The organism is Clostridiaceae bacterium (assembly GCA_012840395.1).
Taxonomy (GTDB): domain Bacteria; phylum Bacillota; class Clostridia; order Acetivibrionales; family DULL01; genus DULL01.
Window position 1 is genome coordinate 1 of the sequence record DULL01000075.1, and the last position, 7,311, is coordinate 7,311.

At 35.5% G+C, this 7,311-nt stretch carries 6 protein-coding genes; 2 read left to right on the forward strand and 4 right to left on the reverse strand.

Features of this window, described 5'->3' with window-relative positions; genetic code table 11:
- Positions 1 to 731 (reverse strand): nickel-dependent lactate racemase (larA, locus tag GXX20_08970; GenBank protein HHW31786.1); only part of this gene is annotated, 731 nt, incomplete at its 3' end.
- A 354-nt stretch (positions 732 to 1,085) separates the two neighbouring features.
- Between larA and GXX20_08975 the strand changes: the two genes are divergently transcribed.
- Positions 1,086 to 1,355 carry a DUF1294 domain-containing protein gene (locus GXX20_08975; protein ID HHW31787.1) on the forward strand — a complete coding sequence of 90 codons (270 nt, stop codon included), beginning with the start codon at positions 1,086 to 1,088 and terminating at the stop codon, positions 1,353 to 1,355.
- Positions 1,356 to 1,436: 81 nt separating this feature from the next.
- On the opposite strand, the gene GXX20_08980 is transcribed toward GXX20_08975, so the two are convergent.
- Positions 1,437 to 2,630 (reverse strand): amidohydrolase family protein, encoded by a 1,194-nt coding sequence (locus GXX20_08980; protein HHW31788.1) that lies wholly within the window; start codon positions 2,628 to 2,630, stop codon positions 1,437 to 1,439.
- Between the two features lie 340 nt (positions 2,631 to 2,970).
- On the opposite strand from GXX20_08980, the gene GXX20_08985 reads away from it, so the two are divergent.
- On the forward strand, positions 2,971 to 3,597 hold the full coding sequence (locus GXX20_08985) for a DNA-3-methyladenine glycosylase (GenBank protein HHW31789.1): 627 nt from the start codon (positions 2,971 to 2,973) through the stop codon (positions 3,595 to 3,597).
- A gap of 204 nt (positions 3,598 to 3,801) precedes the next feature.
- Here GXX20_08985 and nrdG read toward each other — a convergent pair whose 3' ends face one another.
- Positions 3,802 to 4,305, reverse strand: a complete 504-nt coding sequence (gene nrdG, locus GXX20_08990) for an anaerobic ribonucleoside-triphosphate reductase activating protein (GenBank protein HHW31790.1) — start codon at positions 4,303 to 4,305, stop codon at positions 3,802 to 3,804.
- A 51-nt stretch (positions 4,306 to 4,356) separates the two neighbouring features.
- Complete coding sequence (locus GXX20_08995) at positions 4,357 to 6,699, reverse strand: anaerobic ribonucleoside triphosphate reductase (protein HHW31791.1); 2,343 nt, start codon at positions 6,697 to 6,699, stop codon at positions 4,357 to 4,359.
- Between the last annotated feature and the right edge of the window lie 612 nt (positions 6,700 to 7,311).

Here is a 7,311-nt window from a genome sequence, read left to right on the forward strand (position 1 = left end):
ACTGCTTTAATTATATTTTTATTTTCATCCAGCACTACATTCAAGATAAAATCAATAGGAACAAAATCAGCCACTTCATCGATATCTTCCCGGACATGATTTCCTTCTAGTATACCTGCTCTTGCACCATCTTCAATCATCCTGCTATGGTTAGCTTGAATTGCATCTCTTGTTGAAACTCCAGGCATTATGGCCTTAGCACCTCCACTATAGCCTGCGAAGTAGTGATATTCAATATTTCCAAGGCAAATCCTGAAGTCTGCTTCCACAACAGGCCGAAAAATGTTCACCGGTGTACCTTTGGATGATTTACCCAAATGAACTGAATCTTTGGCATCGCTGTCAATACATTTTATCTTATTATATATATCTTCTCCCACTAGTGCGCGTTTCTCTTCTTCGGTATGTTTTCTGTGACTTCCCAAAGAAAAAACAATTGTTATATCCTCTTCACTCACCCCTGCCTCAAACAGTTCTTCTAAAATAACTGGCAGCACAATTTTTGAAGGCATGGGGCGGGTAATATCGCTGGTAATGATAACTACTTTTTTTCCTGGTTTTACAATTTCTTTGAGCCTTGGTGAACCTATAGGCTCTTTCATAGCCCGTTTAACCTCATCTACACCTGTAAGTTGCACAGGAACATCATTAGGCTTAAGTATCCCCAGCAAATTTGAATTGTCTATCTCTATATCTACCTTTGATTTTCCGAATCCAAGAAAAATTTTCATAAGTTTCCCACCTATTATCAATAAAAAAATATACTTTAAACATTTACTTATATGATATATTTTCAAACCGGTATTTAATGTTATTTATAGTATACCATAAAAAGGGACAGTTCTCTACTTTAAAACACTTTAAAGGGATACTTTAAGGGACATTCCTTCACTTCTATCACTGACGCTCAAAAAGTATCCTAAAAGAATAATACTTTTATAAAATAATTAAAGTATAACTTTAAAATAAAAGGAGTGTCCCTAATTGTTTAAACCGAATTAAGAATTTACTATTCTGTAGTATAATTACAGTATAATTGTATAATTAAGTTTCATGTACATGTAAAAAGGAGAGGAAAACACAAATTGGATTATTTATGGGTAATATTATTTGCAGTATTAGTTATAAATGTTTTTGGGTTTGTTCTTGTAGGAATTGATAAATATAAGGCTAAAAAACATAGATGGAGAATCCCTGAGAAAACCTTTTTCATAATTTCGATTCTTGGAGGAAGTCCTGGAGTTTATATAGGATTGTTCACTTTTAAACATAAAACAAGACATATCTCCTTTATAGTTGGAATTCCTTTGATTATTGCATTACAGTTGGCACTGCTGTATTATTTTTTGGGCTAAAGATAAAGAGGGACAGTCCTGCATTATTGTATGTATCACTACAATAATGCAGGACTGTCCCCTATTTTTCCCTAGTTTCTGCTATTTTTCATACTTGCAGTCTCCCATAACCCAACATGCCTGAACATTGCAATTTTCATCAAGTAATACCATATCTGCATCGTATCCAACTTTGATTTTCCCTTTTTTATTATCTACTTTTATTACTCTAGCAGGATTTGTTGAAGCCATACGAACTGCCTGACATAAATTTACTCCAAGCATATTGATGGCATTTTTAACTGCTAGATTCATTGTAAGACCACTTCCTATCAGTCCTCCCTTCTTTGGACCTTCTTCCGCATTTCTTGCAGGTCCTCCTTCATAGGCAACCACAAAGGGAGTATTTCCAATACCTCCTTCATATCTTCCTGGAGGCATACCAGCATTGATATTGGCGTCAGTAATAAGACATACAGAGTCTTTCCCTTTGCAAACTAAAGCCATTTTAACAATAAGAGGCTCTACATGCTCTCCATCTAAAATAAAGTCAACAGTACAGTCCTCTCGTGAGAATATTGCCTCAATAGCTCCACTACGTCTAACTCCACCCTCTTTGTCCTGTCCGTATGGAAATACGTTATAAAAATGGGTTGCATGTTTTGCACCAGCCTCTATTGCTGCTAAAGTCTGTTTATCAGTGGCAAAAGTATGTGTTATAAAGGCAGGCATACCCGATCTGGTCAAAATTGGAAGTACATCAACAATACCCTTAAATTCGGGGGAAATTGCAAAAACTAAATTGTATGGGGCAGCAGCTTTAATTAGTGCCTCAGCTTTCTCAATTGGATCTACATCTCCACCAACAGATTTTATTGCACCTGTAAGTGATAAAAAGTGTCCTTCCATCATAAAACCTAATATAGCTGTACCTTCAGGAGATACAGTAGAAAGTCTTTTCAAAAGTTCAACATCTTCTTCAAGACTTGGACGTGGACAAATAGTAGGCAAAAAACCCGTTACACCATACTGAGGTAATATCCTGGTTAATTCCTTTAATTCTTCCGGCCCTGCTTCAGCTAAAATATTTTTTGCGCCATGAATATGTAAATCAATAAATCCTGGAGCAAGATAGTAATTAGCACCGTCGTATACATTATCAGCCTCTACATTAGATACATCTGTACTGTCAGTATAAACATTCACAATCTTGCCATCTTTGCAGAGAACAGCTCCGTTCTCCACAATAGAATCATCAATAACTAATCTTACATTTTTAATGAGCAGGCTATTCATAATTAAAACCAACCCTTCTTAAAAAATTAATAATAAGCTTAAATTCTCGTAACCTATTCAAATGTCAGTTTCATAAATCTGTTGGATAAAATATTTTTACATTTTTACTTATATGTTCATAGTCAATTATAGTTTTCTTACAAGTTATAGTCAATGATATGAGAGCTTTCGGGTCCATATTTTTGAGAGATAATCATTAATTTAAGATACAAGTCAAAACAAGTTAAAGTCTCTTTACTCACTGTGCAATGCAAAATTCATTTAACTTATGTTATAATTAATGCAAAAATAACAGGACTGTCCCCTTTAACATGACCCCCTTGATTGGAGAATGCAGTTTATGGAATGCTTGAAGCAAGATTTTTACGACAGAGAAACTTTAGAAGTTGCACCAGATTTATTAGGCAAATACCTGATCCGGGAAATAAACGGGCATCAGTTAATAGGAAAAATTGTTGAAGTAGAGGCCTACAAGGGTTCAATCGATAAAGGCGCTCACAGCTATAATTATAAACGTACTCCACGAACAGAGGTAATGTTCGGACCCCCCGGACATGCATATGTATATTTAATTTATGGGATGTATTTCTGCCTGAATATAGTAACTGAAAAGGAGGGCGAGCCTTGTGCTGTTCTAATAAGAGCTTTGGAGCCTGTAAAGGGAGAAGATTATATGGCTTATATCCGCTATAATAAGCCCCTGGAAGAATTAACTCCTTCACAAAGAAAAAACCTTACCAATGGCCCTGGTAAATTGTGTAAAAGCTTTCACATAACAAAAGAACAAAACGGCCAACCTCTTTGGAACAATGATTTTTATCTGACTGAGGGAGTCCCAGTCAGACAAGACGAAATTATTAGAAGCAAAAGAATAAATATTGATTATGCAGAAGAAGCAAAAGATTTTCTTTGGAGATTTTCAATAAAGGACAACCCCTGTGTTTCTGTCAAACCAGACATTAGATAGGGATACAGGTTTAATGTATAACCCATTTTATATAATAGGCGCTATAAAGAAAGTCAAGGAATGTCCCCATACCTTGACCTGCTTATATCACATACTTGCACTGGGAAGCGAAAAGAAGCAACCACAAAAGAGAGGGATTACCCCTCTCAGTTATCCCTCTCCACTATAAATATCATATATCCACTACTCTCCACTACATATCTGCTACATATCCGCTAAAATTACTGTGCCAGCCAATCTAGTCTTATTCAAATCAATTATTCGCTGATTTTTTGATCCTCTAAATCTCAACATATAATCCTTCTCTGCTTGTATAAATGGCCCATCCACTAATATATCAGCCGATTCCAGCAATTTTTTCCAACCTGGGTTCGCACCTGCTCCGTCAATAATCTCCTCATATGTATATCCAGTATAAACCATGACATTAAGATTCAAGTTATGAACTCTTTGAGCGAGTTCTGCAAATTGTTCTGCCTGCTCAAAAGGTTCTCCTCCACTAAAAGTTACACCATCCAAAAGAGGATTTCTTTTTATCTGCTCAAGTATCTCATCAACACCAATCAGCTTTCCTCCGCTAAAAGAATGAGTTTGGGGATTATGGCATCCAGGACAGTTACGTTTGCAGCCTTGGGCAAAAACAACATATCTTATTCCAGGTCCATCCACTATTGATTCCTTTATAATTCCGGCGACTCTGATTTCCACAGTTACATTTCCTTCTTTCTCTTACACTCAGATGTACACTTAAATGTACACTCAAATGCTGCTCGTGACAGAAAAATGTTTTACTCTGTCCCTAACCTCAGCTCTCTTGGCATCGTTGAAACGTTCGACAGTTCCTACGAGATAACCCGTGATCCTTCTTATTCTTTCAAACTTTATGTCTCCTTCTTGTCTTCCGCAGGCAGGGCATACATCACCAATAATCCCGGTAAATCCGCAAACCGGATCTCTGTCAACAGGATGATTTATTGAACCATATCCTATTCCTGCTTCTTTCATTGCTTTTACAATTTTCTCAAAAGCCTCAAGATTTTGAAGGGGATCTCCGTCTAATTCTACATAAGTTATATGTCCTGCATTGGTAAGTTCATGATAAGGTGCTTCAAGCCTTATCTTATCAAAAGCACTAATCTCATAATATACAGGTATATGAAAACTGTTTGTATAATACTCCCTGTCAGTCACTCCTTCTATATTACCAAAAATATTTCTATCCATTTTTACAAACCGTCCTGCAATACCTTCAGCAGGAGTTGCAATAAGTGTAAAATTCATCTTATACTTATTGCTGGCTTCATCCATTCGTCTTCTCATATACCCTACAATTTCAAGACCTAAATTCTGTGCCATATCTGATTCTCCATGGTGTTTTCCGGTCAGAGCCTTTAAGCATTCCGCCAGGCCAATAAATCCCATTGTAAGGGTGCCGTGCTTTAAAACTTCTCTTATTTCATCATCCCATTTAAGTTTATCAGAATCCAGCCATATACCCTGTCCCATAAGGAAAGGATAATTCTTTACTTTTTTTCTTGCCTGAATTTCATATCTCTCCAAAAGCTGGTCAATAACTAAATCAATTTTTCTATCCAGTTCTTCAAAAAACAGATCTATATTCTTATTGCTTTTTAATGCAATCCTCGGAAGATTTACAGTTGTAAAACTTAAATTTCCTCTTCCAAAAATAATTTCTCTGGATGGATCATAAACATTGCCAATAACACGTGTGCGGCAACCCATATAAGCAATCTCGGTTTCCGGATGACCTGGCTTATAATACTTCAGATTAAATGGTGCATCCATAAAGGAGAAATTTGGAAACAATCTCTTGGCACTAACTCTGCAAGCCAATTTAAACAAATCATAGTTTGGTTCCCCTGGGTTATAATTAATGCCTTCCTTTACTCTGAAAATATGAATGGGAAATATGGGTGTTTCCCCATTCCCGAGGCCAGCTTCAGTTGCCAGAAGAAGATTTTTTATAACTAGCCTTCCTTCAGGAGAAGTATCCATTCCATAATTAATTGAACTAAATGGTATCTGGGCTCCTGCCCTGCTATGCATTGTATTCAGATTATGAATTAGAGCTTCCATTGCCTGATATGTATGCCTGTCAATCTCTTTTTCAGCATTCTCAGCTGCAAATTCCTGAGCTTTCTTTACAATATTTTCATCACCTATTAATTCTATAAGCAATTCTTTTTCATACTTTCTGTAACCATCCAAACTATAATTAATATTACCTAAGGATGGCTTTAGTCCGTACTTTTCATTTATATAATTACTTATATCATTAACCTTGACAATTGGGTCTTCAATATCGGAAAGGAGTTTCAACGCTTTAGCCAGGTTTTGCTTGTAAAGCTTTATAAAAGTTTTAGCAACACCAGGAGCCATTCCATAATCAAAGTTAGGTATACTTTGCCCTCCGTGTTGATCATTCTGATTTGACTGAATTGCAATACAGGCAAGAGCTGCATAGCTATGGATATCATTTGGCTCTCTCAAAAATCCATGACCTGTACTAAATCCGCCATTAAAAAGTTTCTGAATATCAATCTGGCAGCAAGTTGTAGTCAAAGTTAAAAAATCCATATCATGAATATGTATATCTCCTTCTTTATGGGCACGGGAATGTTCTGGTTTCAATACAAACATTTCGCAAAACTGCTTAGCACCTTCTGATCCATATTTCAGCATTGTACCCATGGGAGTATCTCCATTGATGTTTGCATTCTCACGTTTTAAGTCATTATCCTTTGCTTCTTTATATGTTAAGTCTTCATATACTTTCATAAGACGGGTATTCATTTCACGGATACGAGTTCTTTCAGCTCTATAAAGTATATATACCTTTGCAGTTCTGGCATGTCCATTCTCTATCAAAATTTTCTCAACTGCATCCTGTATCTCTTCAACAGAAGGTATTTTATTACCCATTTTATTTTCAATGTATTCAACTACTTTCTCAGCTAATGATAATGCAGTTGCGTAATCTTTTCCTCCCACAGCACTCGCAGCTTTAAAAATTGCATTTGCAATTTTCTCAATATTAAAGGGCACCTCTCTGCCATCACGTTTAATTATTTTAGTAATCATACAATTTTGCCCCCTTCATAATTTAATAAATAAACTCAATATTTTAAATAAACTCAGTATTAAAAAAACTCAATCAATTATATTTAATTATTTAATAATCGCAGTAACTTAAGCAACCTCGCTTCGCTCGGGAATTCAGTGCTGGTCTTGCAATCCCCGCTCAACAAGGTTGTTACTAAGGTTTATATCAATTCAGCATCTGCTTATAGAAACGAGAAACCTCGTGATGTTAGTTAAGAATCATAACCTCCAAGCAAATATCTAGAGTCTGTTTGTTTATATATCTTGCCGAATTATTACTATATCTTACAAAACATAGTTATAAAATTTTACCATATATAGATGAATAAATATTATCATATACAATATATAGTGTCAATACACACATTTTATATATATGTGGCTCATATGATTTCATGGACTGATGCTTTAATATAACAAGATAAGATACTGAAATGTAATCAGACTCAACCATGATCTCACATGTGTGAATGATAAAATACAATTGACAGTTTTCGGTCAATAAGATTTTACGGTTATTACCGATATTTGTAAATAGAATAGATCAATTGCTGGAAATTAAGTTTCATTTTTTTAGCAGTATAAGAAAAA